At 63.8% G+C, this 26,709-nt stretch carries 25 protein-coding genes; 18 read left to right on the top strand and 7 right to left on the bottom strand.

What is annotated here, in order from left to right; genetic code table 11:
- Positions 1 to 441 precede the first annotated feature (441 nt).
- From HMPREF1316_RS10705 to HMPREF1316_RS10695, 3 genes are all read left to right on the top strand, one after another.
- Positions 442 to 1,515: a PTS transporter subunit EIIB gene (locus HMPREF1316_RS10705; RefSeq protein WP_021727039.1), complete on the top strand. Its 1,074-nt coding sequence runs from the start codon at positions 442 to 444 to the stop codon at positions 1,513 to 1,515.
- A 128-nt stretch (positions 1,516 to 1,643) separates the two neighbouring features.
- Positions 1,644 to 3,950 carry a 5-methyltetrahydropteroyltriglutamate--homocysteine S-methyltransferase gene (gene metE / locus HMPREF1316_RS10700; protein WP_021727035.1) on the top strand — a complete coding sequence of 769 codons (2,307 nt, stop codon included), beginning with the start codon at positions 1,644 to 1,646 and terminating at the stop codon, positions 3,948 to 3,950.
- A gap of 154 nt (positions 3,951 to 4,104) precedes the next feature.
- Complete coding sequence (locus HMPREF1316_RS10695) at positions 4,105 to 4,437, top strand: CAT RNA binding domain-containing protein (RefSeq protein WP_021726947.1); 333 nt, start codon at positions 4,105 to 4,107, stop codon at positions 4,435 to 4,437.
- A 67-nt stretch (positions 4,438 to 4,504) separates the two neighbouring features.
- Here the strand turns inward: HMPREF1316_RS10695 and rpsT are convergent, their stop codons facing one another.
- Positions 4,505 to 4,768 carry a 30S ribosomal protein S20 gene (gene rpsT, locus HMPREF1316_RS10690; RefSeq protein ID WP_021727013.1) on the bottom strand — a complete coding sequence of 88 codons (264 nt, stop codon included), beginning with the start codon at positions 4,766 to 4,768 and terminating at the stop codon, positions 4,505 to 4,507.
- A 135-nt stretch (positions 4,769 to 4,903) separates the two neighbouring features.
- Between rpsT and lepA the strand changes: the two genes are divergently transcribed.
- The 6 genes from lepA (at position 4,904) to amrS (ending at position 12,480) form a co-directional block, all read left to right on the top strand.
- Entirely contained in the window at positions 4,904 to 6,715 is a 1,812-nt protein-coding gene (lepA, locus tag HMPREF1316_RS10685; protein ID WP_040652287.1) for a translation elongation factor 4, read from the top strand.
- Entirely contained in the window at positions 6,712 to 7,767 is a 1,056-nt protein-coding gene (gene dusB, locus HMPREF1316_RS10680) for a tRNA dihydrouridine synthase DusB (RefSeq protein ID WP_021726970.1), read from the top strand. The genes lepA and dusB overlap by 4 nt, the downstream gene beginning before the upstream one ends.
- Positions 7,754 to 9,067 carry a coproporphyrinogen-III oxidase family protein gene (locus HMPREF1316_RS10675; RefSeq protein WP_021726983.1) on the top strand — a complete coding sequence of 438 codons (1,314 nt, stop codon included), beginning with the start codon at positions 7,754 to 7,756 and terminating at the stop codon, positions 9,065 to 9,067. The genes dusB and HMPREF1316_RS10675 overlap by 14 nt, the downstream gene beginning before the upstream one ends.
- A 195-nt stretch (positions 9,068 to 9,262) precedes the next feature.
- Positions 9,263 to 10,066 (top strand): YwaF family protein, encoded by an 804-nt coding sequence (locus tag HMPREF1316_RS10670; RefSeq protein WP_021726991.1) that lies wholly within the window; start codon positions 9,263 to 9,265, stop codon positions 10,064 to 10,066.
- A gap of 126 nt (positions 10,067 to 10,192) precedes the next feature.
- Entirely contained in the window at positions 10,193 to 11,632 is a 1,440-nt protein-coding gene (gene amrA / locus HMPREF1316_RS10665) for an AmmeMemoRadiSam system protein A (protein WP_021726933.1), read from the top strand.
- A complete protein-coding gene (gene amrS, locus HMPREF1316_RS10660) occupies positions 11,629 to 12,480 on the top strand; it encodes an AmmeMemoRadiSam system radical SAM enzyme (RefSeq protein ID WP_021726943.1) in 852 nt (283 codons plus the stop codon). Before amrA ends, amrS begins: the two co-directional genes overlap by 4 nt.
- Positions 12,481 to 12,550: 70 nt before the next feature.
- Here the strand turns inward: amrS and HMPREF1316_RS10655 are convergent, their stop codons facing one another.
- Positions 12,551 to 12,946 carry a flavodoxin family protein gene (locus tag HMPREF1316_RS10655; protein WP_021727032.1) on the bottom strand — a complete coding sequence of 132 codons (396 nt, stop codon included), beginning with the start codon at positions 12,944 to 12,946 and terminating at the stop codon, positions 12,551 to 12,553.
- A gap of 183 nt (positions 12,947 to 13,129) precedes the next feature.
- Between HMPREF1316_RS10655 and HMPREF1316_RS10650 the strand changes: the two genes are divergently transcribed.
- Entirely contained in the window at positions 13,130 to 14,122 is a 993-nt protein-coding gene (locus HMPREF1316_RS10650; RefSeq protein WP_021727040.1) for a YdcF family protein, read from the top strand.
- A 15-nt stretch (positions 14,123 to 14,137) separates the two neighbouring features.
- Here the strand turns inward: HMPREF1316_RS10650 and HMPREF1316_RS10645 are convergent, their stop codons facing one another.
- Positions 14,138 to 14,581 carry a YunG family protein gene (locus HMPREF1316_RS10645; protein ID WP_021726980.1) on the bottom strand — a complete coding sequence of 148 codons (444 nt, stop codon included), beginning with the start codon at positions 14,579 to 14,581 and terminating at the stop codon, positions 14,138 to 14,140.
- 355 nt (positions 14,582 to 14,936) lie between these two features.
- On the opposite strand from HMPREF1316_RS10645, the gene HMPREF1316_RS10640 reads away from it, so the two are divergent.
- Positions 14,937 to 15,278, top strand: coding sequence for a hypothetical protein (locus tag HMPREF1316_RS10640; protein ID WP_021727005.1), 342 nt, complete (start codon positions 14,937 to 14,939; stop codon positions 15,276 to 15,278).
- A gap of 113 nt (positions 15,279 to 15,391) precedes the next feature.
- Positions 15,392 to 15,970: a sugar O-acetyltransferase gene (locus HMPREF1316_RS10635; RefSeq protein WP_021727018.1), complete on the top strand. Its 579-nt coding sequence runs from the start codon at positions 15,392 to 15,394 to the stop codon at positions 15,968 to 15,970.
- 404 nt (positions 15,971 to 16,374) lie between these two features.
- Here the strand turns inward: HMPREF1316_RS10635 and HMPREF1316_RS10630 are convergent, their stop codons facing one another.
- A complete protein-coding gene (locus tag HMPREF1316_RS10630) occupies positions 16,375 to 17,877 on the bottom strand; it encodes a B12-binding domain-containing radical SAM protein (protein WP_021727033.1) in 1,503 nt (500 codons plus the stop codon).
- Between the two features lie 345 nt (positions 17,878 to 18,222).
- Here HMPREF1316_RS10630 and HMPREF1316_RS10625 point away from each other — a divergent pair, with 345 nt between their 5' ends.
- Positions 18,223 to 18,729, top strand: a complete 507-nt coding sequence (locus HMPREF1316_RS10625) for a LabA-like NYN domain-containing protein (RefSeq protein WP_021727016.1) — start codon at positions 18,223 to 18,225, stop codon at positions 18,727 to 18,729.
- A gap of 273 nt (positions 18,730 to 19,002) precedes the next feature.
- Here the strand turns inward: HMPREF1316_RS10625 and HMPREF1316_RS10620 are convergent, their stop codons facing one another.
- Entirely contained in the window at positions 19,003 to 19,848 is an 846-nt protein-coding gene (locus HMPREF1316_RS10620; protein WP_021726944.1) for a DeoR/GlpR family DNA-binding transcription regulator, read from the bottom strand.
- Positions 19,849 to 20,107: 259 nt separating this feature from the next.
- Between HMPREF1316_RS10620 and HMPREF1316_RS10615 the strand changes: the two genes are divergently transcribed.
- The 3 genes from HMPREF1316_RS10615 to HMPREF1316_RS10605 all read left to right on the top strand — a co-directional run bounded on the left by HMPREF1316_RS10615 (position 20,108) and on the right by HMPREF1316_RS10605 (position 22,480).
- On the top strand, positions 20,108 to 20,557 hold the full coding sequence (locus tag HMPREF1316_RS10615; RefSeq protein ID WP_021727025.1) for a PTS sugar transporter subunit IIA: 450 nt from the start codon (positions 20,108 to 20,110) through the stop codon (positions 20,555 to 20,557).
- 77 nt (positions 20,558 to 20,634) lie between these two features.
- The gene (locus HMPREF1316_RS10610; protein WP_040652285.1) at positions 20,635 to 22,098 is read left to right on the top strand and encodes a PTS ascorbate transporter subunit IIC; all 1,464 of its coding nucleotides are present in this window, start codon (positions 20,635 to 20,637) and stop codon (positions 22,096 to 22,098) included.
- Between the two features lie 94 nt (positions 22,099 to 22,192).
- Positions 22,193 to 22,480: a PTS sugar transporter subunit IIB gene (locus HMPREF1316_RS10605; RefSeq protein WP_021727009.1), complete on the top strand. Its 288-nt coding sequence runs from the start codon at positions 22,193 to 22,195 to the stop codon at positions 22,478 to 22,480.
- A 6-nt stretch (positions 22,481 to 22,486) separates the two neighbouring features.
- Here HMPREF1316_RS10605 and HMPREF1316_RS10600 read toward each other — a convergent pair whose 3' ends face one another.
- Positions 22,487 to 22,924, bottom strand: coding sequence for a flavin reductase (locus tag HMPREF1316_RS10600; RefSeq protein ID WP_021727001.1), 438 nt, complete (start codon positions 22,922 to 22,924; stop codon positions 22,487 to 22,489).
- A 137-nt stretch (positions 22,925 to 23,061) separates the two neighbouring features.
- Positions 23,062 to 24,555: a hypothetical protein gene (locus tag HMPREF1316_RS14535; RefSeq protein WP_051333004.1), complete on the bottom strand. Its 1,494-nt coding sequence runs from the start codon at positions 24,553 to 24,555 to the stop codon at positions 23,062 to 23,064.
- A 717-nt stretch (positions 24,556 to 25,272) separates the two neighbouring features.
- Here HMPREF1316_RS14535 and HMPREF1316_RS14150 point away from each other — a divergent pair.
- Together HMPREF1316_RS14150 and HMPREF1316_RS10590 are read left to right on the top strand one after the other, a co-directional pair.
- Positions 25,273 to 25,443 carry a hypothetical protein gene (locus HMPREF1316_RS14150; RefSeq protein ID WP_232204522.1) on the top strand — a complete coding sequence of 57 codons (171 nt, stop codon included), beginning with the start codon at positions 25,273 to 25,275 and terminating at the stop codon, positions 25,441 to 25,443.
- A gap of 153 nt (positions 25,444 to 25,596) precedes the next feature.
- Positions 25,597 to 26,655, top strand: a complete 1,059-nt coding sequence (locus HMPREF1316_RS10590) for an NAD(P)-dependent alcohol dehydrogenase (protein ID WP_021727028.1) — start codon at positions 25,597 to 25,599, stop codon at positions 26,653 to 26,655.
- Positions 26,656 to 26,709 lie beyond the last annotated feature (54 nt).

The raw sequence follows: 26,709 nt of genomic DNA, 5'->3' as shown, positions 1-26,709 counted from the left end.
GCCGAGACGCCTCTCCTCCACATCCTCCTGATGTCCTCGATCTTGTCCACGCCGATCATCCTCTCTTGGCCTCCTCGTGTCGAAAACGGACGCATCGACAAAGGTAGGCCACATCAACGGGTGGTCGGCGTGCCCATGCACACATGCGAAAGATTTTCGTGCCCGGACCCGAAAGACTTCGGTGCTCAAACCCGCAACTGAGAGGCTATCAAACACACCTGGCCCCTCCTGTGGGCCACCCCCACGTGGGGCTCGTCCTGCGCCCCCTCGCGCTCCCCGAGCCAGACGTCGGAGACCTCCCGCTCGTCCCCGGGCCCCGTCGACCTCTCGAAGGGCCTTGCCGGCATGCCTGCCCGAGCATCCACATCGCGCCTCCGGGACGGAGCCTCCAGTCGGGGGAAGCCCTACCGTTCGGAGGCCACGCCCTCAAGGGGCGCAGGAGTGCTGCCCACCAGAAGTGACGAAGAGCCGGTTTTATTAGGCATCGACCTCTTGGAGCCACGGCTTCCAAGGATGGCACCTCCTCGGAACGATCAGAGCAGCAGGGGAAGCAACGCTCTGATACGGGAGGCAAAGATGGCAGACAACGAGAGAATCGCGAAAGAGGTCCTCGCCGCAATCGGCGGCAAGGACAACGTCACAAGCATCGCGCACTGCATGACAAGGCTGAGGATCAACCTCAAGGACGAATCGGCCCCCGACGACGACAAGATCAAGGCAATCAAGGGCGCCCTCGGCTGCCAGTGGTCCGGCGGTCAGTACCAGGTCATCATCGGCCAGAACGTCCCGAAGGTCTACGATGCGATCGTGAAGCTCGGCGTCTCTGCCGGCGGCGCAATAGACGAGAACCTCGACACCAATCTGCCGAAGAAGCCTTGGAGCGCCAAGCGCGTCGGCCAGGCAATCCTTGACTATCTTTCCAAGACCATGGTCGCTGCTATCCCTGTCATGATGGGCGCTGCCATGTTCCGCACAATTGCTGTCATCGCTGGTCCCGGCATGCTCAATCTCTGGGCAGCAGATTCTGATATCTACAACCTCTTCTACAACTGGATCTACGATGCAGGCTACTACTTCATGCCAATATATCTGGGATACTCGGCAGCACAGCAGCTCGGCTGCCCGAAGATGCTCGGCATGATGATGGGCGGCGTCCTGATCGCTCCTGACTTCGTGAACATCGTCACGGCAGCAGCCGAGACCGGCCAGACCTTCACGTCGATCTATGGCATCCCCGCGATGCTCAACATCTACTCCTCTACCGTGCTTCCGATTCTTCTCTGCATGCCGGTGCTCTGGCAGGTCGAGAAGTTCTTCAAGCGTGTCATCCCCGACATGCTTTCCACGGCCTTTGTGCCCTTCCTCACGATGTTCGTGATGGTCCCTGTGGGCCTCTGCGCTCTTGTTCCGATTGGCTCTGTCCTCGGCAATGCAATCGGCGACTTCATGTTCTCGTTCGGCAACGGCGAGGATACAGGCGTTGCAGACAGCGGAACGTGCCTCTTGTCGTCCTGACAATGCAGCTTCCGTCCATAGTCTCACGCTATATCTTGAGGCAGCGAATAGATAATAGATATTATTCAGACGATACCTGCATGCTTATACTCTGATGCGAAGAAAGGACATCGAGTGAAAGGCAGCTCATGAAGACGACCATAGTCGGATATCCCCGCATCGGACAAAAACGCGAACTCAAGCGTGCGGAAGAAGCCTACTTCAAGGGGCAGCTCGGCAAGGACAAGCTTGCCGCAGAGGCAGCCAGGCTCAGAGCCGAGAACCGCACCGTGCAGCTCGAGTGCGGGCTCGACCTTGTACCGGTAGGCGACTTCTCGCTCTACGACAACGTCCTCGATGCTGCCATGATGCTCGGCGCCGTGCCGGAGCGCTACCAGAAGCTCGGCCTCGATGCCCTCGATACCTATTTCGCTATGGCTCATGGCTACCAGGGCACGCACGGCGATGTGCATGCCCTCGCAATGAAGAAGTGGTTCAACACGAACTATCACTATCTCGTACCCGAACTCGAAGAAAGCATGGAGCTCCACCTTGTGCCGGATGCCCTGCGTGGCCAGATCGGGGAAGCATGTGCTGCGGGGCTTGCAGCAGAACAGCTCAAGATCTCCGTCGCGGGCCCCTTCACGTTCCTGAAACTTGCCCAGCTGCCCAAGGGTGCCGACGAGAACGTATGGGCAAAAAAGATTGCTTCTGTCTATGCGGAGCTTCTGGCGCTCGTACCAGAAGGTGCCTGGCTCGAGCTCGACGAGCCCTGGCTCGTACATGACATCAGCAAAGAGGATGAGATGCTCTTCGTGAGGATCGCCCGCACCCTCTTGAACCAAAAGCACAGCTGCAAGATCCTGCTTCAGACCTATTTCGGCGACATCCGCGATATCTATGGGACTGTCACGAAGCTCGGCTTCGACGGCATCGGCCTCGACTTCGTCGAAGGCACGAAGACCGACGAGCTCGTCTCGTCCGGCTTCCCAAAAGATACCGTCCTCTTCGCCGGCATCGTGAACGGCAAGAACATTTGGCGCACGAACTACCGCCAAGCCCTCTCGCATCTGAAGAGCCTTGCACCTGACAGCAAGGTCGTGCTTTCCACAAGCTGCTCGCTTCTGCATGTGCCCTACACCACATCCGCCGAAACCCAGCTCGAACCTGACCGCTTGAAGCATCTCGCTTTCGCCGAGGAAAAGCTTGCAGAGCTGAATGAGTTCCACGTTATCCTGGACCGTGCGGCAGGCAGCGGCACGAGCGTAGAAGGGCTACTCGACAGTCCGGCATCCGACCCTGCCCTCGCTGCCAACGATGCACTCTTCCATGAAGGGCACGCAGCACCGAACAAGGCCGTGCACGAACGCCTTGCCACCCTCACCGAGGAGAGCTTCCATCGCACACCCGCCTTCGCTGAGCGCGAGAAAATCCAGCACCGAGAGCTGGGGCTGCCGCTTCTTCCGACCACGACGATCGGTTCCTTCCCCCAGACGAGCGATGTGCGCGCAAGCCGCAGGGCCAAAAGAAAAGGTGAGATCTCCGAGGAGCAGTACGACGAGTTCATCAAGGGCAAGATTGCCGACTGTATCAAGCTCCAGGAAGAGCTCAGTCTCGATGTCCTCGTGCACGGCGAGTACGAGCGCAACGATATGGTCGAGTACTTCGGCGACAATCTCGAAGGCTTTCTCTTCACAAACAACGGCTGGGTCCAGTCCTACGGCACGCGCTGCGTGAAGCCTCCCATCATCTGGGGAGACATCTGGCGCAGCCATCCCATTACGGTCGGCTGGAGCACCTATGCGCAGAGCCTCACGGACAAGCCCGTGAAGGGCATGCTGACCGGACCCGTCACGATCCTGAACTGGTCCTTCCCGCGCGAGGACATCCCGCGCCGCGAGAGTACGCTCCAGATCGCCCTTGCTATTCGCGACGAGGTCCTCGACCTCGAGCGTGCAGGCATCCGCATCATCCAGATCGACGAGGCAGCCCTGCGCGAGAAGCTGCCGCTACGTAGGAGCGATTGGCACAGGGAATACCTCGACTGGGCCATTCCCGCCTTCCGCCTCGTCCATAGCGGCGTGAAGCCTGAGACACAGATCCACACCCACATGTGCTACAGCGAGTTCTCTGACATCATCCATGAGATTGACGAGATGGATGCCGACGTGATCACGTTCGAGGCATCGCGGTCGAACCTCTCGATCCTCAAGAGCCTCACAGAAGCAGGCTTCAGGACCGAAGTCGGCCCCGGCGTCTACGACATCCACTCGCCGCGTGTGCCCTCCAAGGAAGAGATCGTCGATGCTCTCCACCGCATGCTCGAGCACATCCCGAAAGAGAAGCTCTGGGTGAACCCCGACTGCGGCCTCAAGACGAGAGGCACAAAGGAGACGGTGGCAAGCCTCAGGAACCTCGTGGCTGCTGCGCACAAGGTCCGCGCCGAGCTCTCCTGACAGCCTGTATATACGTCCACGTCAGCGCCCTCTCTGCAGACATCTCTCAGGGAGGGCGTCTGTTCTGTGCCTACCATCAGCAGAATGCTCTTTCTCCGCCCGCAAGGGCCTTCGCTACAATGCAGGAGCCATCGTTGTCGGACCGAAAAGCTCCATGCGCGTCATCAAGAGCATCAACAACAATGCCGCCATCTGCGCCGACGGCAAAGGGCACGAGCTCATCGCGCTTGGCACTAGCTTCGGCACGATACCGCGCGAGATTCCGCTCTTCGACATCAAGCGCACGTTCTACGGCATCGATCCCAAGTCTTTGGGACTGGTGAGCGAGCTTCCAGAAGACGTGCTCGAGTTTGCGGCACAGCTCGCAGACCTTGCCTGCACGAGCATCCACATCGCGCCTCCAGGACGGAGCCTCCAGTCGGGGGAAATCCTACCATTCGGAGGCCACGCCCTCAAGGGGCGCAGGAGTGCTACCCACCAGAAGTGACGAAGAGCCTAAAAAGAGCCCCCCGGATGTCCGGGAGACCCTGCGACTGCGGTGTGTTGTGGGCGATCTACCTGAGTGAGTTCACAAGCCTCTGGACGCCGCTCTTGCGCCCGGCGGCCTGGTTCTTGTGGATGATGCCCCTGGAGGCAGCCTTGTCAAGCAGGCGGTTAGCCTGGTTGGCATACTGCTGCGCATGCTCGGCGTCGCTGTTCTCGACGGCCACGCGCACCTTCTTCACGGCAGTCTTGAGCTCGGAACGGACGGCCTTGTTGCGGACGCGTGCCTTCTCGGCAGTGATGATGCGCTTCTTCTGAGACTTGATGTTTGCCACGTGCGGTTCCTTTCGCATTCTGACTCGTGAGGCCTCTATCTGATGGGGACGGACGTGGGGTGCCCGTACCCGACACGGCGAGGTCAGCTCCGGAAGTATAGCATGGGCCTGGGGACTTACGCTATCATCAACGCCATGAACAACAACGACACCTCACATATCCGCAACTTCTCGATCGTTGCGCATATAGACCATGGCAAGTCCACCATCTCGGACCGCATCCTCGAGCTCACGCACACGGTGGAGGAGCGTGAGCTCACGAGCCAGATGCTCGACTCCATGGACATCGAGCAGGAACGTGGCATCACCATCAAGTCCAACGCCGTGCGCGTGGAGTACGACGCGGACGATGGCCAACGCTACCAGTTCAACCTCATCGACACGCCGGGTCATGTGGACTTCACCTACGAGGTCTCGCGCTCCCTGGCTGCCTGTGAGGGCGCCGTGCTCGTGGTGGATGCCACCCAGGGCGTGGAGGCCCAGACCGTCTCCAACGCCGCCTTGGCCATGAACGCCAACCTGGACATCGTGCCCTGCATCAACAAGATCGACCTGCCCAGCGCCCATCCCGAGGAGGTCAAGCGGGAGATCGAGGACGAGCTGGCCATTCCCGCCGACGATGCGGTGCTCGTCTCGGGCAAGACGGGCGAGGGCATCCACGAACTCCTGGAGGCCATCGTCTATCTGGTCTCGTCGCCCACGGGCGCTGCGGACGCCCCGCTCAAGGCCCTCATCCTGGACTCCTACTTCGATGAGTACCGCGGCGTCATCGCCACGGTGCGCGTGTTTGACGGGCACGTTCGCAGGGGTGACCACCTGCGCATGATGGCGCTGGGCGACAGCTTCCTCTGCGACGGCGTGGGCTGCAGGCGTCTGCTCGAGACGCCCCTCGACGAGCTGGGCGTGGGCGAGGTGGGCTTCGTGGTCACGGGCCTCAAGGACACGGCCCTCGTGAAGACGGGCGACACCATCACTTCCGAGGGCCATCCCTGTGCCGAGGCCTGCCCCGGCTACCAGGAGGCCAAGCCCATGGTCTACACGGGACTCTTCCCCATGGACAACAAGCAGTGCGAGAACCTCCGCGACGCGCTTGAGAAGCTCAAGGTCAACGACCCCTCGCTCGTGTGGACGCCCGAGACTTCGGTGGCGCTGGGCTTCGGCTTCCGCGTGGGCTTTCTGGGGCTGCTCCACATGGAGGTCGTCAAGGAGCGCCTCGAGCGCGAGTTCGCGCTCGACCTCATCGCCACCTCGCCCTCCGTCAACTATCACGTGTACAGGACGGATGGCACCATGGCGGAGGTCACGAGCCCGCAGGACCTGCCTGACGTCACGCGCATCGACCGCATCGAGGAGCCCTACCTCAAGGCCAAGGTCATCGTGCCCCCCACCTTCATGGGTGCCGTCATGCAGCTGGTGGTGGAGCATCGCGGCGAGTGCGGCAACATGGTCTACCTCTCCGAGAAGTCCATTGAGATGCACTTCGACATACCGTTGGCCGAGCTCATATTGGACTTCTTCGACCAGCTCAAGAGCCGCACAAAGGGCTATGCCTCGCTCGACTACGAGATCGGCTCCTATCGCAGGAGCGACCTCGTGAGGCTGGACATCCTCTTGGCGGGTGACGAGGTGGATGCCCTCTCGTTCATCGTGCACAGGGACAAGGCCTACGGGATGGCCCGTCGCCTCTGCGACAGGCTCAAGGACATCATCCCGCGCCAGCAGTTCGAGGTGCCCATCCAGGGTGCCATCGGCAACAAGATCATCAGCCGCTCCACGGTGCGCGCCGTGCGCAAGGACGTGCTGGCCAAGTGCTACGGCGGCGACATCTCGCGTAAGCGCAAGCTGCTCGAGAAGCAGAAGGAGGGCAAGAGGCGCATGAAGGCCATCGGCTCGGTGGAGGTGCCGCAGGAGGCCTTCCTGGCCGTGCTGAAGGTGGATGACGCGTGACGCCCCTGGAGCTGCTGCGGGCCTATGGCCCCGCCGCTGACCTGAGCACGGGGGTCGCACCCTTTGCGTCCACGCTCGGGGACACCCTGGGCGCGCGCCTTGCCCACAACCCCTTCCTCATGGCACCCATGGCGGGCGTCTCCGACGGGGCGTACCGCCTGATGGCGCGCGCTGGCGGAGCGGCCCTCGCCTACACCGAGATGGTCTCTGTGGCAGGCATCCACTACGGTGGGGAGAAGACATGGGATCTCGTATATCCCATCGAGGGCGAGCCTGACATTGCGGTGCAGCTCTTTGGCAGCAGGCCGGAGCAGTTCCGCGAGGCCGCCGCCGCCGTGCAGCAGCGCCTGAAGGAGCGCCTCGTGCTCATCGACGTCAACATGGCCTGTCCCGTACCCAAGGTCACGCGCAAGGGCGAGGGCTCGGCGCTGCTGGACGACCCCAAGCGTGCCACGGACATCGTGCGGGCCTGCCTGGCCGAGACAACGGTACCCGTCACCTGCAAGATCAGACGGGGACGCCGGGCGGGCGAGGAGGTGGCGCCCGAGTTTGCCCGTGCCATGGAGGCGGCGGGCGTCTCGGCCCTTACCGTGCACGGGCGGACGGCCTCGCAGCTCTATCGGGGCCAGGCGGACTGGGATGTGGTGGGCCGTGTCGTGCAGGCCGTGAGGGTGCCGGTCATTGGTTCGGGGGACGTCCTGAGCGCCGAGCGCGCCGTGCGCATGCTGCGGGAGACGGGGGCCACGGCCGTGATGGTGGCCCGCGGCTCCTATGGCAACCCGTGGCTCTTTGGCGAGGCCCGTGACATCCTTGCGCGGCGCGAGCACCACGTGCCCACGCTTGCCGAGCGTCTTTCCGCGCTGGAGCTCCAGCTCAGGCTCCTTGATGCCACAGGTGCCCACATGGCACGGGGACGCAGCATCGCCGGCTGGTATCTCAAGGGCCTGCCCCATGCCACCTCGTGGCGCGGGCGCTTCATGGGCTGCACGTCGATCGAGGAGTTCGTCGAGCTGTGCCAGGAGCTGCGCGAGGTGGCACATGAGGTGGGCTGAGCGCTATCATCGGCGCCGTGCCGAGGCCCTCTACCTGCACGTGCCCTTCTGTGCCAACAAGTGCGCCTACTGCGACTTCGCCTCGTGGGCGATGCCTGAGGGCGATCCGCTCATGGATGCCTATGCGCGTGCACTGCGGGCCCAGCTTGCGGAGCTTGGCGGGCTGGGGATGCTGGACGGCATTGGGACGGCCTACATCGGGGGCGGTACGCCCACGCTGTTGGGGGCGCGCGCACTTGCCTCGCTCGTGGCAGGCATACGGGAGCTCTGCCCTCACGTCGTCGAGCTCAGCGTGGAGGCCAACCCCGATTCGCTCTCCGACGAGGTGCTGGCGGCGCTGGTACGGTCTGGCGCCACGCGTGTCTCCATAGGCGTTCAGAGCCTGCATGACCAGGAGCTGCATGCGCTGGGCCGCATCCACACGGCCCGCCAGGCGTGCGAGCGGGTGGGCGCGGCCGTGGAAGCGGGCCTTGACGTCTCGTGCGACCTCATGTGCGCCATACCACACCAGACGGATGCCAGCTGGCGAGACTCCCTCGGGGGCGCACTCGAGCTGGGTGTGGACCATGTGAGCGTGTACCCGCTCGCCATCGAGGAGGGCACGGCCCTGGCACGGCGCGTGGGCGCGGGCGAGCCCGCATGGAACGACCCGGACGTGCAGGCGTCCCGCATGGAGCAGGCGGCGCGCAGGCTCGCTGCGGCAGGGCTCGTGCGCTACGAGGTTGCCAGCTATGCGCGTCCCGGCAGGACGTGCGCCCACAACCGCATGTACTGGACGGGAAGGCCCTACCTGGGGCTTGGTACGAGCGCGGCCTCCATGCTCACGCGCGAGGGCTACGGGCTGCTGCGCACGCGGTGCCCCCAGCTGCCCGAGGCGCCTGCCGGCGCGGTGCGCGCGCGGCTCACCGTCACGACGGGGCGACGCGAGTTGGCGGCTCATCCCGCTCTGGACGCGCTCTCCTTCGACCTCGAGTTCCTGGGGGAACGGCAGGCACTCGCCGAGGATCTCATGTTGGGCGCGCGGCGCTCCTCGGGTATGGCCCCCGCGCTGGCGTGCGCGGCAGAGGACGCCTTTGGCACGACATGGCAGGACGTGCGGCGCGTCGCCCTCGACCGTCACCTCGTCCGCGCCGCCTCCGATGGGGCGCTGGTGCCCACGGAGGCGGGCTGGCTTTTGGGCAACGAGCTCTACGGGCTCATGTGGGGCCTGGCGGATGGTGACGTCCGCCAGACCCCTAGCTGCCGATGCAGGGGCAGCTGGCCCAGGCGCGCGTCGCAGCGAGGGCATACGACCCTGTAAGGGCATCGCTACCCGACATACCTCAACGTGTACGTCTCCGCCGATTCGCGCGACGTCTGCCCAGTTGACGGATTCTGGCATCAATGGAAACGTACACTTTGAAGTGGTCCGCCATCGAGACAGCGACCGTAACGCGCCGAGAAGCTGATGAGGACCCCGACAGGCGCTCGCGACGGGGTGGAGGGGAGGCCACAGATGGCATCTGGGTTGCTCGATGCCTTCTTCGTGCCCGAACCCGTCCTGCTCGAGCGGGGTCACGGCTTTGCGCTCTTCGGTCCGGAGCATCGTATGGCGCTTGGCATCTGTCTGGTCTGCGCCGGACTGCTGGTGCACCGCTACACGTGCCTCCCCAAGGGGCTGGCATGGGGCCGCCCGCGTCGGCGCATGCTTCTGGCATTGGCCGTGATTCCCCTTGCCCTGCTGGCCTCACGCGATGTGGCAGCTGCGGTCCTGGGGCTGCTGTCACCCATCTTCTGGCCGCTTCACATCTGCAACTTCTGCGAGTACTTGGCGCTTGCCTTTGTCCTCACCTGCGATCGCCCCGCTGCGCACGTGGTGGGCGAGCTCTTCTTTGCATGGAGCGCGACGGGCGCGTTGGCTGCCCTACTGTTTCCGGGATGGAGCTACTGCCCCCTGTGGACCTATGCCTCGCTGGGAGGATTTGTCGAGCATACGCTGCTCTTGGTCATGGTCTGGGCGCCTGTTCTGGGTGGGGACTTCGTGCCCCGTAGGTGCCACCTCTGGATTCCGCTCGTTGCCGCCATCGTGGGTGGTGCGCTGTTCCGTCCGTTCAACGCCGCCTTTGGCACCAACTTCTTCTTTGTGACGCACCCGCTTGTGGGTACGCCGTTCGAGTGGTTGTCGGACACCTGGGGCAATCCGGGCTACCTCGTGCCGTACCTGCTGCTGTCCTGCCTCCTGTGGGCCGGCTGGCATGCGCTGGCGGCTTATGTCAGCCAATGTGGTGGCAGGGGTCTGCGCCGGACGGACCCTCGCTGAGGTGCTGGAAGAGCGTCACGTACGGACAGGGCTGCACGACGCACCCCTGATTGGTACCGTTGGCGTCGTTCGTCCCTCTCCCGCCATGCGGCGTGCTAGGCTCATCATAGTGAGAGGGGAGTTGCCATGGCAATCGTCGCTGCATTTGCAGTTCCGCATCCGCCCTTGATCATCCCGGCCGTGGGTCGCGGACAGGAGCGGGGCATCCAGGCCACCATCGATGCCTATATGGAGGTAGGGCGCCGTGTTGCCGCGTGTGCGCCCGACACGCTCGTCATCTCGTCGCCGCACTCGATCATGTACCGAGACTACGTCCACATCTCTCCCGGTGCCCATGCACGGGGCAGCTTCGCACGATTCGGTGCGCCAGAGGCCGCCTACCAGTGTGACTACGATCGGGAGTTCGTGGACGGCCTCTGCGATGCGGCGGAGGATGCCGGTCTCCCTGCCGGCACGAAGGGGGAGCAGGACCCCGCGCTCGATCACGCGACGATGATCCCGCTCCACTTCGTCTGGAGGGCATGGCCCGAGGGACGGCCGCGTCCCAAGGTGGTGCGCATGGGAATCTCGGGCCTCTCGCCAGCGGTTCACTATCGCTTGGGCCAATGCGTCCAGAGGGTGGCCGACGCGCTGGACAGGAGGGTCGTCTACATCGCTTCGGGTGACCTGAGCCACAAGCTCACGCCCGACGGCCCGTACGGCTTCGCACCCGAGGGCCCCCAGTTTGACGAGAGGATGCAGGACATCTTTCTCACGGGCAACTTCCTGGAACTGCTTGCCATGGACGCGAGCCTGGCGGAGCGTGCTGCCGAATGTGGGCTGAGGAGCTTTCAGATCATGGCCGGTGCCCTTGATCGCACGGCGGTATCCGCGGAGCTGTTGAGCTACGAGGGGCCGTTCGGCGTGGGCTATGGGGTGGCTGCGTTCACACCCATGTCCGCGGTGGGCGCCGACCAGGAGCGCGACTTCCTCGAGCAGTACGAGGACTTCCATGCGAACAGGATGGCCGACCACAAGGCACGCGAGGACCTGCTGGTGCGGCTCGCGCGCCTTTCCATCGAGAGCTACGTGCGGGATGGCAGGCGCATCGACCCTCATGACCCCAACGACGTAGCGCCCCTGGGCGGCCCTCTGCCCGCCAAGCTCTACAAGACGCGAGCCGGATGCTTCGTCTCGCTCAAGGAGGACGGCGAGCTGCGCGGCTGCATTGGGACGATCCTTCCCACGCGGGCGAGCCTGGCAGAGGAGATCTGCGCCAACGCGATCAGTGCGGCCACGCGTGACCCGCGCTTCTCGGCCGTGCAGCCCTCGGAGCTGTCCGAGCTTGTCTACGACGTGGACGTGCTCACGACGCCTGAGCCCATCGAGTCCATGGATGAGCTCGACGTGAGGCGCTATGGCGTGATCGTCTCCACGTGCGACGGGCGGCGGGGGCTGCTCCTGCCCGACCTGGATGGTGTGGACTCCGTTGAGGACCAGGTGGGCATTGCCGCACGCAAGGGTGGCATCGACCTGGATCATGATGACTGGTCGCTGGAGCGCTTCAAGGTCGCGAGGCACACATGAGCGCCCTGCGCGCCACCGCGGTGTGCCACACCTGTCCGCGCTCCTGCTCCATCCCCACGGGCGGCGTGGGGTTCTGCCGTGCGCGACGGAACGTCGACGGGACCATCACGGCGGGCAACTACGGACGCGTCACCTCGCTAGCCGTCGATCCCGTGGAGAAGAAGCCCCTGGCGCGCTTCCATCCCGGCTCCCTGCTGCTGTCGGTGGGGAGCTATGGCTGCAACCTGAGGTGTCCCTTCTGCCAGAACCATCAGATCGCACAGGCGGGGGAGGATGACGTGCCCTGGCGGCAGGTGTCGCCCAGCCAGCTCGTCGAGCTTGCGTGTGCGGAACGGGACCGCGACGGGCGCGTGATCGGCATCGCCTACACCTACAACGAGCCCCTGGTGGGGTGGGAGTACGTGCGCGACTGTGCGCGGCTGGCCCATGAACACGGCCTCGTCAACGTGCTCGTGTCGAACGGCTACGCGCATGCCGAGGTGATAGACCAGCTGGTTGGCCTCATCGACGCGGCCAACATCGACCTCAAGGGCATCACGCCCCGCTTCTGCGACGAGTGTGGCTTCGACCCCGCCATCGTGCGTCAGACGATAGCGCGACTCGCCGCGGCGGGCGTTCACGTCGAGGTGACCACACTCATCGTACCGGGAAGGAGCGACACGCCCGCAGAGATCGCGACCATTGCGCAGTGGCTGCATGGGACCAGCGATGACATCGTCTACCACGTGACACGCTTCTTTCCCTGCTGGCACCTGCTGGACGTGCCACCCACACCTGTGGAGAAGGTATACGAGCTGGCTGATGTGGCACGTCGGTACGTCTCCCACGTGTGCGTGGGGAACTGCTAGGGACGATGCGCATCGATCCTGCCCCAGGCCATCGCGGTGCCGGGGTAGGCTGGCACCGCTGCGCCAACCGCTAGGCCACGAATCGCGCGGCGAACTCCCTGACCTGGCCCTCGGCAGAGTCGACGGCGCCGCTCCTGAGGTAGAGCGTCGTATCCTCCACGGTGATGCCCCTGGCCTCGAGCTCCTTGCGCATGAGGTCGAGCGCGTGCTTGGACAGCCACGAGGTGGAGAAGAGCACGGCCCTGCCCACCTTGCTGGCGTCGAGGGTGCCGAGGTAGGAGGACAGGTTCCTGTCAAGCCCGTAGGCGTAGAGCGCGCCACCCACAAAGAGCACATCGACGTGGTCGGCGAGTGCGGCGTCGGGCGCATCGGTGGAGATGGCCTCGACGCCGGCAGCGCGCGCGATGGTGTCGGCAACGGCCTTGGTCTTCCCGGATCGGGAGTAGTACCTGACGGCAACGGTCATGCTGATCCTCCTTCTCTCGCTTGCAACGCTCACGATTGTACCCGGCTGTCGGGTGTCTGTCCGTGCAACCGTGCTGGCACGGACTTTCCATGTGCATCCTTACAAAGGGGTAAGCTCCCCGTCACCCTATCCCATGGCTCGGAGTGGCCTCCTTCGCTACCATCTCCTGAGAGGAGGTCCCCCATGTCCACCATCCTGTTCGCCTGTCTTCCAGCGCTTGTGTTCTCCGTGCTCTTCGTCCGGTCGTACGCCCGCGAGCCGCGGCAGTTCCGAAATGCGCTCTACCTGCTTGCGGCTGTCATCTGCCTGCTCGGTGCGGGCATCGTGCTGCTCAGGGACCAGACCTGGCTCCTCCTCGTCATCTTTCTGCTCATCTTCCTCTTTCCCCTGGTCGCAGTCGTCCTCCTGACGATCAACGGCGTCACCGTGGTGAGGAGGGAGGGCCGCTCCGTGACGAACGCCCTGCCGTTCATGCTGGCCGCGTTCATCCTGGTGCTCTATGTCTCCTTTCCCATCCTGAGCGGTCTGGGCGAGCCAGGGTGGCTCGTGACCCTCGGCGAGCTCTTCGTGTTCGAGGGCCTGTGGTTCTCGTTCACCCTGGTCGCACTGTTTCTCTACTCGTGGCTGTACCGACGCCTGCCCAAGAGGCGCCTCTATGACTACATCGTCATCCATGGCGCGGGACTCGTGGGCGACAGGCCCAGCCCGCTTCTGGCCGGGCGCATCGACAAGGCCATCGAGCTCTGGCACGATCAGGGAGGGCATGGGGTCATCGTCGTCTCGGGCGGGCAGGGGCCGGACGAGGTGGTCTCGGAGGCCCAGGCCATGCACGGCTACCTCGTGCGCCATGGGGTTCCCGAGACGGCCATCCTCGATGAGAATCGCTCGACGAACACGATGGAGAACCTGCGCCTCTCCAAGGAGCTGATGGACGGGCGCTCGTCGGGCCGCCCGTACCGCTGCGCCGTGGTCACGAGCGACTTCCACGTGTTCCGCTGCGTCGAGTACGCGCGCAGGCTGGGCATCGCCGCGGATGGCGTCGGCAGCAGGACGAGCAGGTGGTACTGGCCCGCGGCATTCATCCGTGAGTTCGTTGCCATCACGCGGGAGCACTACAGCCCCTATGTCGTCATCGCCTGCCTGTGGGCTCTTGTCACGCTCATGCGCCTGCTGTAGCGGCTTGCAAATCGCTCAGAGCCCAAGTGCCGCGTCCAGGCGTACCTTGAGGAGCTCGTAGCGTAGGCGCTTCTCGTCCTGGGAGAAGTGGGCCTTGCGCGACTGCTCGGGGTTGTCCGCGTAATCGAGCACTTGGTCTGCGAACTGCTCGCTCGTGAGGTCGAACGTGCGGCCGCGCACCACATTGTAGCAGTGGAAGTTGCCGTCTGCGAGCGGCACGCCATGCACCCTCCCGCCAAAGATGTCCTGGGCAAGAAAGGCTGTGATGGAGCACTGGCCGAGCGTCCGATTTCTGGGCGACCACCGGTCGCGCATCCTGGGCGCGCAGGTCTCCGCGCACCAGACGCCGTCGAGCAGGTCGTAAAGCTCCCGTGGGGTGCGGATGGACGCATAGCGCAGGTTGGTGGGCGCCACGTCCGCCTGCTCCCAGCCAAAGAAGTGGTAGCGCATGAGTCGCATGGGGGGCTCCCATCTGCCGTGCGGCCAAGGTGAGACGAGCTGGTGACATGCTACATGAGTGCGCAGCCGTCGGCCTCGTCAGGTCCATGGCCTGGTTGTTTGGGCCTCCCGACATTCGGCCAGCCATGCGACGTCGCATTTGTGGTGGGCAGCGGCAACATCTTCTTCGATGTCGCGTGTCAGGCGTACCTTCCCGACATCGTCCAGGAGGACAGGCTCGTACAGTCGAACGGCGCCTCGCAAACCGCAAATGGGATGGCGACGTTCGGAGCGTCTAACACTGGGGGAACGTGGGTATGGAGGGTAGGGAGCTCGTTTATCTCAGGTCTTTGGAACTTCGTGATGGAGGCGCCTCATGTCCGTCGACCTTGGTCGCATCGTGGGTCTCGTGGTGTGTGTGTCGGTCGGTGCGTATCTCCTCTGGGTCTCCCTCAAGCTCGTCAGGACGGGGGACGTCAGCCTGATACACGACTACAACTACGGCAACGTTCCCACGAGCAAGCGCCCCGAGTTTGCGAGACAGGCCGGTCGGCGCATGCTGCCTATGAGCATGACCTGCCTGTTCATGCCGCTCGTCCTCTGGCTCCCCATGGAGTGGCTTAGCGTCGTCGCCGTTGCGGTTGTCGTGGCCATGCTGGTCGAGGGCATCCTCCTGTGTCGCGTGGTCATGCGGTACAGCGGCTCGCTCTTCAGTTAGGGCGTGGCACGTCGAACGCACCTACGGAGAACGGTGCGTTCGACGTGTAGAATCACACCAGTCCGGTGTGAACCTGTCCCCTCACAAGAGGACAATCCGAGAAGGGGAAGAGCATGGGCACTGACAGGGATGCCCGTACCGAGCTCGAGCGGCTTGAGGCGGGGGACATCTACCACTACGACGCGCCCGAGATTGCCGCGCGGAAGGATCGCGCAAGCGCGGCCTGCGCGAGACTCAACGCCTGTGACCCCCTTGACGCCGAGGCCAGGGACGTCGCCGCGCGCGACCTCCTCGGCCCCTGCGGCGTCGGACTCGACGTGCAGCCCGGCTTCCAGTGCGACGTGGGCACCAACATCAGCTGCGGTGACCGCTGCACCTTCAACTTCAACGTGACGATCCTCGATGGGGCACCCGTGACCTTTGGCGACAACTGCATGGTGGGACCTGGCTGCCTCATCTCCACGACGGGGCATCCGCTCTCGGCGGCGGGCCGTCGCGACCGCGAGGCCTATTCCAAGCCCGTGCATGTGGGCAGCGACGTCTGGCTTGGCGGGAACGTCTCGGTGATGCCCGGCGTTACGATTGGCGACAACGTGGTGGTGGGGGCGGGTGCCGTGGTCACCCACGACATCCCCTCCAACTCCCTGGCGCTGGGTGTGCCGGCGCGCGTCGTGCGCACGCTGGAGGAGTAGGCCTCCGTCTGCGCCGCCGGCGGCGCAGACGGAGGCCTTCGACCCCGCTATCAAGGCCCTCGAGCCGGGCATCGTGATCGACTGGCTGTCTCGCTTGTCGGAGTCATCTCCTCGTGCGGTGGACCCTCTTCGTTCAGGATACCCAACCCTGTGCCGCGCGGGACGTGCGGCATCAAGGATCACTCATCATGCGGGTGGTTAGGACTCTTGAAGGAGCGAAACGGTCCCAAGTGCGCGCTGGGGCGCGTGCTCGTGGTGTGTCGGCAGCGTCCATTGCCAGCAAACAGCCAGGATTTTTGTCCGTAAGGGAGTCGAAGTGGCTCCGATTGACCGCGCAAGCCCCTTTGAGCCCCGATGTCAGCACGCACTTGGGGCCGTTTCGCTCCCATGCCGCCATGCGACGTCTATGACAGCGCCTCCCTCGCGAGGGTGATGGCACCCGTGACCACCCCCAGGGCGAGGGCGGCGGCATCAAGTGGTCCGAGGCCATGTCGCGCGGGCCCGGCCTTGGGCTCCCGCCCGCCCTCGCTGGCGAACATCCAGGGCGCATGCCTGAGGAAGTGGTAGTAGCTTCCCCGCGCCACCCTGCTCGCGATGCGCACGGCCACGCCTCCCAGGCGCGCGACCACGGCCAGCCCGAGCATGGAGATTCCCTGGTCGCGCCCGTGGCGTCGCCACTCGTCGATGGCGTGCCCAAGGGTGTAGAAGGCGTCGGCACAGACGAAGAACTCCATCTCGAGGCCCCACGGCGAGAGGTGCTTGGGCTGGAACGTGGCGTTCATCATGTCGAACGATTCCCAGTCGCGCTCGTCGCGCACGAGCATGCGACCCTCCCGCTGGTACTGGTCGTAGGTCGCCGTGCCGGGGAACGGGGTGAGGATGGCAGGCTGCAGCTTGCTCGCGCCGATCTCCCTCGCGAACTCCACCGAGCGCATGATGTCCTTGTGCGTGTCGGTGTCGATGCCCAGCACGATGCTCGCGATGAGTTGGATGCCGTGGTCGCGGCAGGCGGCGCCGGCCCGCCTGATGTCTTCGACGCTCTGGTGCTTGTCGACCTCGTCGAGGGAGGCCTGGTTGAGCGACTCGATGCCGATGAGCACCCAGTTGAGGTTCGCGGCCGCGAGCAGGTCGAGCAGCTCCGGGTCTTTGGCCATGTCGGTGCGCCCGAAGAAGAACGTCTCCCTGAACTGCAGGTGCTCCGCGACGATGCGTCGGCAGATCTCCTTGGCGCGCCCCTTGTCGGCCGTGAAGTTGTCGTCCTCGAAGTTCATGTACTCGAAGCCCATGGCCTTGTAGTGCCTGATCTCGGCTATCACGGAATCCACGCTGCGCTTGCGGTAGGGGTGGAACATCCGCGTGGTGGTGCAGAAGGCACAGCGGAAGGGGCAGCCGCGCGAGGTCATGACGTCGGCCGCGTCGCAGGGGGTCTTGAGCACCGAGTAGTCCGGCCAGGGAACCGCATCGAGGTCGAGCACGGGCGCGCATTCGACGACGAGCTCGGTGCGGCGGCCCTCGACGACGTCGAGAATCGTATGCTCCCCCTCGCCGACGAGCACCTGGTCGGCGTGTGCGAGCGCCTCCTCGGGCAGGGCCGAGGCGTGCAGGCCTCCGATGAGGACGCGGGCGTGGCCCTGTGCATGGAAGCGGTCGGCGATGTCATAGGCGCGGGGCGCATTGGATGTCATCGTGTAGAGGCAGGCCACGTCCGCCCACCCGTACAGCCGCTCGTAGTCGACCGTGCCACGCAGCTCCTCGTAGACTTCCACCTCATGGCCCGCCCGACGGACGATGCCGGCGAGGATGAGCGGGCCGGTGATGGCATCGCGTGTGCCGTAGAGGGACGACCCCCACCGGTAGACGGGCGATCTTCTCAGCGTCGACGCCGGGGTGATGAAGACGACCCTCATGAGACGCGCCTCCCCGTCGCACCTCTCTCGGGTGGCAGGTACCCTCTGGGCCAGAAGCGCCACCCATGGACTTTGCTCGATTCCATTCCCACTTTCCCTGGGCCCCATACGCGAAATGCGTGAACAGCACGCATTTTTTGCGAGTGGAAAGTTCCTGGTAGAAAGGGTGGTGACATGATGGTGAACGGCGAGGAGGGGTTGTGCGGACGCGCGAAGCCCGTCACACGGGTCGACTCTAAAGGACATATATGTATGTTATGGTCGGTTATGGTTGGGCATGGCGGAGTATAAGCCATGCCGCTTTTTGACAGTTTAATGTTCTGAGACACCACGGGAGGAGCCCACATGCGCGTGGCCGTTTTTGTCGATGGGGCAAACTACACCTACATGCAGAGGAATCTTGGGTGGTATGTCGACACCAGGAAGCTCTTGGACTACTGTGCGCGCTTTGGGACCATAGATGACGCCTACTACTACACGGGGACGGACGCCTCCTCAGACTCGCAGCAGGGGTATCTGACGGCCCTGACACATATGGGATATGCGCTGGTAACCAAGCCGGTCAAGGTGATCTATGACTCCGAGACCGACAGCTCGATACGAAAGGCCAACCTCGACGTCGAGATCGTGCTCGACATGTTCACCACGATTGACACATATGACATGGCCGTTCTGGTGAGCGGCGACGGCGACTTCAAGAGGGCGCTGGAACTCCTGAGAGCCCGCGGGAAGAAGTTCAAGGTCATAGCCACAGATGGTCTTGTTGCCCGAGAGATTCGCGGCATCTGCGGCATGCACTACGTCAAGCTCGAGGACATCAGGGACGAGGTCGAGAAGGTCGAGAGGGGCTAGCTGCCCCCATGCGAGTATGGGTGGGTTCATGTGGCCTCCCTTTATCCCATGGCCCTGTCGGTGACGGTTCCCGGCGGCCTCCATACCTGGGCCGCCGCACGCTTCGTCGATGCGGCCAGGTGTTCTGCCTCCGTCGTGTTCCTGAGGAGCGTGACGTCTGGCGGAAACAGGACAACCTCATCGAGATCGAGGCCGAGGGCGATGACGAGAGGGGGACGTCGTGGGGATCCTGGCAGACATCGCTCAGGAGAGGAAGGGCCAGACATGACCGCGCTACTTCGAATCGTCGGTACGGTACGCCTGTAGAGTTGGAATCCCCCTGCGCTGGAGCTTCACAAGCACGTCTGGGTTCTGGGTGTCCGTGATGATGCCGGTGAAGTCATTGAGCGAGGCAAAGCGATAGAGTCCCTGGCGTCCGAACTTCTCCTCGTCAGCCAGAAGGAACTTGAACGATGCGTTCTGCACGACACGCGACTTCACGGCACCGTCATCGAAGCTCTCCGCCAGAACGGCGTTGCGGCCGAGGTCGATTCCGTTGGCGCCTACGAAGGCCTTGGAGAACAGTATGGGCTCGAGCAGGCTGACGGTGGCCGACCCCACGAAGCCGGTGAGGTCCTGGTTGAGGAAGCCGCCCGTGGAGAGCGCCGTGATGTTGGGGTGGTTGGCCACCGCGCGCATGACGTCGATCATGTTGGTGGTGAGGATGGCGTGCTTGTCGCTCTCGGCGAGGAGCCGTGCGAGCAGGACGTTGGTGCGGGAGACGTCGAGGAAGATCGAGTCGCCGTCGTTGATCTCCATGAAGGCGCGCTTGGCCACGGCAAGCCGTCCGGCCCCGCTGCCCGCGAGGTCAGGGATGTGTTTGGTGGGGAAGGCGTCCTCAAGGGAGCGGGGATCTTGCCTTGTCGTATCGCCGTCGCTGCCGTTGGCGGTCACAGAGCCGTCCAGCCGCACCGCCCCCCCGTACACACGTTGGCACTTGCCTGCCTTTACGAGGGCCTGCAGGTCCTTGCGGATGCTCTCCACGCTCACGTCATAGTGGCTGGCAAGCTCGTCGACGACGACGTGTCCCTCGCGCTCGATGGTGGCGAGTATCTCCGCGCGTCGCTGCCGTTGGAACATGTCTCCTGCGTGCCTCCTGATTGGGTGCTGCTGGGTGATGGGATGATGCCAATCATACCTTTTCCTCCCGTTTTTGACGCAGGATGGCCTCTGGGTCGCTAAGACAGTAAGCGGAATCTGGATTAAGTGGTAGCAATAAAGCGGTAAATGGTAATAAATCTTGTAATCAGTAATAAACAGTAATACTGTGATAGCGTAAGGGGAGTTCGTGTCGTGGCTCCCCGCCCACAGAACTCCCAAGGATGAAGGGAGGATGTCCATGAATGCCATGGCAGAGGTGCTCAAGCGCGAGAACGTCCAGATCGTCGATGCCTGCCAGGACTGGAAGGACGCCGTGCACGTTGCCGTCCAGCCCCTGGTCGACCAGGGGTATGTCACGGCCGGCTACATCGATGGGATCATCTCCAACGCCGAGGAGTATGGCCCCTATTTCGTGATCGCACCCGAGCTCGCGCTCCTTCACGCCCGACCCGAGCAGGGCGTCATCAGGCGTCAGCTTGCGGTCAGCGTGGTGCGCGCCGGCATCGTTTTCAAGGAGGGGGCCCAGCCCGTGCATCTGCTCGTCACCCTTGCGGCGACCGACCCGGATGGTCACATCGAGGCGATGAGGACGCTTGCGACCATGTTCTCCGACCCAGCAAGCATCCGGGCCATCATCGACGCCAAGACGCCCGATGAGATATACGAGCTGTTCACGAGGGACATCTGACCCCACGATTCGCTGGTGCAGACCGTTCCGACGACCTGCGTGCCGTCGAGGCACAAGACCCAAAGATGGGAGAGCACATGCCAGTTCTCGAGTTCATCGTCAACATTCTGTCAACCCCGGCGATTCTCGTCGGCCTGCTGGCCCTTGTGGGCCTGGTGCTGCAGAGGAAGTCCCCCGAGGACGTCATCAAGGGGACACTCAAGACGATCGTCGGCTTCCTCGTCCTGACGGCTGGGTCCAGCTTCCTCCAGTCCGGCTCGCTGCTGGCCTTTGGCGAGGTCTTCAACTACGCATTCAACATGCAGGGGGTCGTGCCCAACAACGAGGCGGTCGTGTCCGACGCCCTCCAGAACTTCGGTACCGACTCCGCCATCATCATGGCCCTTGGCATGATGCTCAACATCGTCATCGCTCGCTTCTCGCGTTGGAACTACATCTTCCTGACCGGACATCACACCCTCTACATGGCGTGCATGCTCGCGGTCATCCTCGGCGGGGCGGGTCACCTCACCGGCTGGATGCTGTGGGTCGCCGGCGGCTGCCTCCTTGGGTTTGCCATGGCCCTCTCTCCGGCCTACTGCCAGGTGACGTTCAGGAAAGTCACCAAGTCCGAGGGCGTGGCGCTCGGTCACTTCGGAGGCGTCGGCTACTGGCTTGCCGGCCGCGTGGGCTCGCTGTTTGCCAACGACCCCAAGCGCAGAAGCACCGAGGAGATGGGGTTTTCCAAGCGGCTCGTCTTCCTGCGTGACACCACCGTGTCCATTGGCATCACGATGGTCGTGTTCTTCCTGGTCGTCACTGGCGTCGCGGTCGCCCGCGGCATCCTAGCGGCCGTGCCGGCCGGAACCACCGCCACCCAGCTCGCCACCGACTACCCTGACTTCCAGTATCTGGGGAACCTCCTCAACATAGGCACCGAGACCAAGACCAACTGGATCGTCTGGGCACTCACTTCCGGACTGTCCTTTGCAGGCGGGGTCTACATCATCCTCTCCGGCGTGCGCCTGATCATCGGCGAGATCGTCCCCGCGTTCAAGGGGATAGCCGACAAGCTCGTCCCCGGCGCCAAGCCTGCCTTGGACTGCCCCGTCGCCTTCACCTATGCCCCCAACGCCGTCATCATCGGCTTCATCGTCTCCTTCCTCGGAGGCCTTGTCGGCCTCTTCGTCCTCGCCGGCATCGATGCCGCGATCGCGCCCGTCGCCCTCATCCTACCCGGCGTCGTACCCCACTTCTTCTGCGGGGCAACGGCCGGCGTCTTCGGCAACGCGGAGGGCGGCATCAAGGGATGCGTCGCCGGTGCCTTTGCCCACGGCCTGCTCATCACCTTCCTGCCTGCCATCTGCATGCCGGTCTTCTCCGCACTCGGATATGTCGGCACGACCTTCTCTGACGCCGACTTCTCTTGGATGGGCATCGTCTTTGGAAACGTGGTGAGCGTTGCTCAAGGCGGCTTCCTGCTCGCCCTCTGTGCCCTCGTCTACCTGGCACCCATCGTCTACAACCTCGCGATCCCCAAGAGGGATGCCGTCGCGGAGTAGCCGAGGTACGGCATGCTGCTCAAGGTTTGCATACGGGGCCGATGGCCTCAGGTATCGGTCCAACCACCCAATCCATGGCAAGGAGGAACAAACAATGCCAGACATCAACAAGATCATGTGTGCGTGCGGATCCGGCCTCGGATCGAGCCTCATCGTCCACATGAACACCGAGGAGGTCCTCAAGGAGCTGGGCGTCAGTGACGTCGAGGTCGTGCACTCTACGATCTCCGACATCCATCCCGGTGCGGCCGACCTCTTTGTGGTCGGTGGTGACCTCGGGGACTTCATCGAGGGCGTCGGTGACGACCAGAAGATCGTACTCAGCAACATCCTCGACAAGGAGGAGCTCAAGACCAAGCTCAAGGAGCGCCTCGACCTCTAGGTCCATTTACTCCTCGAGAATCTCGGGCGGATAGAGCGAGAGCTCCTTCCGCTGTCGGTAGACCACCCTGCATTCGAGCGTCAGGGGGAGCTCGGCGATGCCGGGGACGCTGACCACGTCGGAGTCGACGAGGGAGAGGCTGGCCAGTGCGACCTCGTCGCCTCGCTTGCTGCCGCAGATGCCGACGACTCTGCGGTCGAGGTCACCCACGGGGGTTGACGTGAACTCGGGACTTTTGTCGAGAAGGGCGACGGTCGAGCGGTGCGTCCTGACATAGGCCACGAAGACGGGCCTGTTCCAGTTGGTGCCGAGCGTGCCCCAACCGATGGTCATGGAGTTGACCTTGTCGCCTGCTTTGTTGGTGAGAAGGACGCCCTTGGGGATTGCCCTGTCGATCTGGTTGGCGTAGTCGCTCACGTTCTCGATATGCTGCTTGCGTACCATGTGTGTGGACCTTTTCGCCATCCGCCGGAACTTTGTCCCCGGATGCGCCCCCATCTTTTGACTTCCAGTTTAGGACTCGGTTATAGATATATGGGTGTGATTGGCCGCGTGCCTCTCGGAGTGGTGATGGCCTGATCCTAGCCGATGCCAAGCAGTTCCTTGAAGAAGCTTACGATGTCGTCCCACCAGGAGCCGCCGTCCGTCTTAGAGGCGTCATCCGGTCCGATGGGCGAAGCCGCCTGGGCGCTGTCGTCTCCCATGGAGAAGTCGGTGTCGGTCCCGTACTGGCCGTCGAAGTCGGAACGGTCGATCGTCTCGGTCGCGAGGGCGCCTGCGCCCGACGCGTCGTAGCTCGTGGAGTAGCTGCCCCTGACCGTGACGGTGACGTCGGACGTACCCCGGACGAGGACGTTGCCTGACGCATCGACTATCGTTACGGCATTGCCATCGCCATCGACCACCTTGCCACCCTCGGCCACGGTGAGGTTGGTGAGCGTCGAGTCGGCCGAGACGACCCATGTGGACGTGCCGTCGACGTCGACGCTGATGGGTGCGTCGCTCGTGCTTGTCGCACTCGCGTTCTCTATGATCGTCGCCGCACCGGTCCATATGCTGCCCTCGGTCAGGTATGCGGTGACGGAGCTGATGGTATCAGCGGAGATGGTGCCCCTCAGCGTCTGTCCGATGCCTGTGAGGGTGACCGTCGCGCCGTTGGAACCGGCCGTTCCCCAGCCGTTGGAATCGTTGCCCTCGGCCTGCAGGAGGTTTGCTGCGCTGGAATCGAAGTCGAGCGTAGTGTTGGACAGGACGATGCTCGCCGTCGTGTTGGTGAGGTAGAACATCGAACCGGAGCTGATGGCGCTCCTGAGCGTGGAGTTCGCCGCCTGGAACGAGGCCGCCTCGCCCGTGGTCGACTCGGCGTCGCCCGAGGTGGACTGATAGATGATGATGCCGTCGGCAATGGGGTCCGAGGCGGTCTTATCGGTGATCGTAGACTCGAGCGTCGAGTTGTTGATCAGAATGGTGTTGAGCCCCTCCATGCCGGCGATCTGGCTGCCCGTCGCGGTTCCCGTGACGTTATTGACCTCGATGTCTCCGGTCGAGTAGAGCAGGGGAGAGCCCGACCCGGCCGTCTGGAGGCTCGAGTCTGTAAGCGAGATGTCACCGCCGCCGCGGTCGGTCGCGACGGAGGCGCTGTGGTCCCCCTGCGTCGAGATGTCCATCTTGTTGGCGACGATCGTGCCCCCATAGGTGGCGTCCAGCCCGCGGGAGTTTCCGGCGCTGGTGGTGATGGCGTCATCGTTCGCGTAGACGGTCGCCCCATCGGTCGCAAAGATGGCATTGGAACCCTCGGAGTTGGCGTTGAGTCTGCTCGAGGATACGTTTATCTGCGAGCCTGTCCCAACGCCCAGCAGGATGGAGTTCAGCCCATAGAAGTTGCAGCTGTCCCCGTTGGTGTCGTCTCCCGACTTGTCCAGGCTCCCGTTCGTGATGGCGAGTATGCCGCCGTTCTGTGCGAGCGCCACGTTCTGGCCGGCATCGGTTGCCGAGGAGGACTCGCCCTCAGAGCTGACGGACTCCCCGTCTGCGGTAAGCACTCCCGAATAGCTGCCGTTGTAGTCGAAGGTCATGGTGTTGGCGCCGCCAGGGCCGCCGGAACCTGCATCGTCACTGGGGGGTGCACCGCCGGGAGCCGTCCCCCCGTTGGGTGCAGGGCTGCTGGAGGTCGTGCCTTGCGAACTGCTTGACGCAGACGACGACGTGTCGCTCTCGGCTGCGAATGCGCCGGTTGGTATCAGTGAAAGCACAAGGGCTCCCGTCACGACTGCCATACCAGCACGCCGGACCAAATCGTTGCAGTCCCTGTTGCTGTTTTTTGTTGTCATGGCTCCCCCCTCGCCGTGGTCGACCCTGGAGGCAGGGCGTGGCCGATGAGGGTCTTGTACCGTTGTCCGGGATCGCCTTAGCGGCTTAAGACTCAGGTAACACCTTCGGGTCACGATGCTGTACGTAAGCTGGAAGGAAGGTGGAAGGGCTAGATGCCCTATCGCTTCATGTCGTGACCCTAGCGTGCCTTGGAGACGACCGTCTCCGTCGAGGTGTGACGGCAGCATGGAAGCGCCTGCGCGTCCGTCACCCCTCGCTCGTGCGCTGGGCAATCTTGAGGTAAGCCTCACACTTCGTGGCATCCATCCGGCATGCCTCCTTGCTACCCTTCGATACGAGCCAACCTCATTGACAGTTCTGCTGTTTGAAAAGCGCGATCATCGACACGGCGCTCGTCCCCTGGCAGGGTGTGGTGGCTTGCGGAACTCGATGGGCTCTCCGAGACCTGCCACCGTTATGACATGAGGCTGTTCGTGGACGGTGCGCGCCTGGCCTACGCGCTCGCCGCAGATGGGAACGACGTGACGCTCGCCGACCTGAGTCGCCTGCCAGATGGCCGCACGATCGTGCGCGTCGCGACCATCTGGGCGATGACGCCCGAGGACGTGGACGCGCTTGTGGCGGCTCTGTGAGGGATGGAAGGCTCCGTCTCGGCCCTTGGCCTTCTGTTGTTTCCAACCCGTTTCGGATGGTAGACTCATAACGGTTTTTTAGCACGTTCAGGGGACGTCCTGCGACCGTTCGGAAGCGGAATCAGTGCTTTTCAAAGAGAAAGAGGGTGTTTCATGAAAGGTTACGCAATGCTCAGGATCGGCGAGTCCGGTTGGATCGAGAAGGAGACGCCCAAGTGCGGCCCGCTCGATGCCATCGTCAAGCCGCTCGCCGTCGCCATCTGTACCTCCGACGTCCACACGCTGTGGGAGGGCGCGCTCGGCGACCGCCACGACATGATCCTCGGCCACGAGGCCTCCGGCGAGGTCGTCGAGGTGGGCTCCGAGGTCAAGGACTTCAAGCCCGGAGACCGCGTGCTCGTTCCCGCCATCACCCCCGACTGGAACTCCCTCGAGGCCCAGGCCGGCTATTCCATGCACTCCGGCGGCATGCTGGCCGGCTGGAAGTTCTCCAACTTCAAGGATGGTGTCTTCTCCGAGTACTTCCACGTCAACGACGCCGACGGCAACCTCGCCCTCATGCCCGAGGGCATGGATCCCGCCGATGCCTGCATCCTCTCCGACATGGTCCCCACCGGCTTTCACGCCGTCGAGCTCGCCGACGTGCAGTTTGGCGACGTCGTCCTCGTCATCGGCATCGGCCCCGTGGGCCTCATGAGCGTCGCCGGCGCGGCCCTGCGCGGCGCCTCCCGCATCATCGCCGTGGGCACGCGTCCCGTCTGCATCGAGGCGGCCAAGGGCTATGGCGCCACCGACTTCGTCTCCTACAAGAACGGGCCCATCGACGAGCAGGTCATGGAGCTCACCGGCGGCAAGGGCGTCGACCGCGTCTGCATCGCGGGCGGAACCGTGGAGACCTTCGAGCCGGCCATCAAGGCCCTCAAGGCTGGCGGCAAGATCGGCAACGTCAACTACCTCGGCTCGGGCGATTACATCAACATCCCACGTGTGGAGTGGGGCGTCGGCATGGGCCACAAGGACATCCGTGGTGGCCTCATGCCCGGCGGCCGCCTGCGCATGGAGAAGCTTGCCAGCCTCGTCTCGTCCGGCCGCCTCGACCTGCACCCCGAGGTCACGCATGCGTTCCACGGCTGGGACCACCTTGAGGAGGCGCTCTTCCTCATGAGGGACAAGCCCGCCGATCTCATCAAGCCGGTCGTCGTGATCGACTAGCTCGTCTCGCCTGTCGGGGGCCATCGCCTCGTGCGGTGGCCCCTTCTTCATGCC

The organism is Olsenella profusa F0195, assembly GCF_000468755.1.
Lineage (GTDB): Bacteria > Actinomycetota > Coriobacteriia > Coriobacteriales > Atopobiaceae > Olsenella_F > Olsenella_F profusa.
This window is presented reverse-complemented; position numbering and strand designations above follow the sequence as displayed.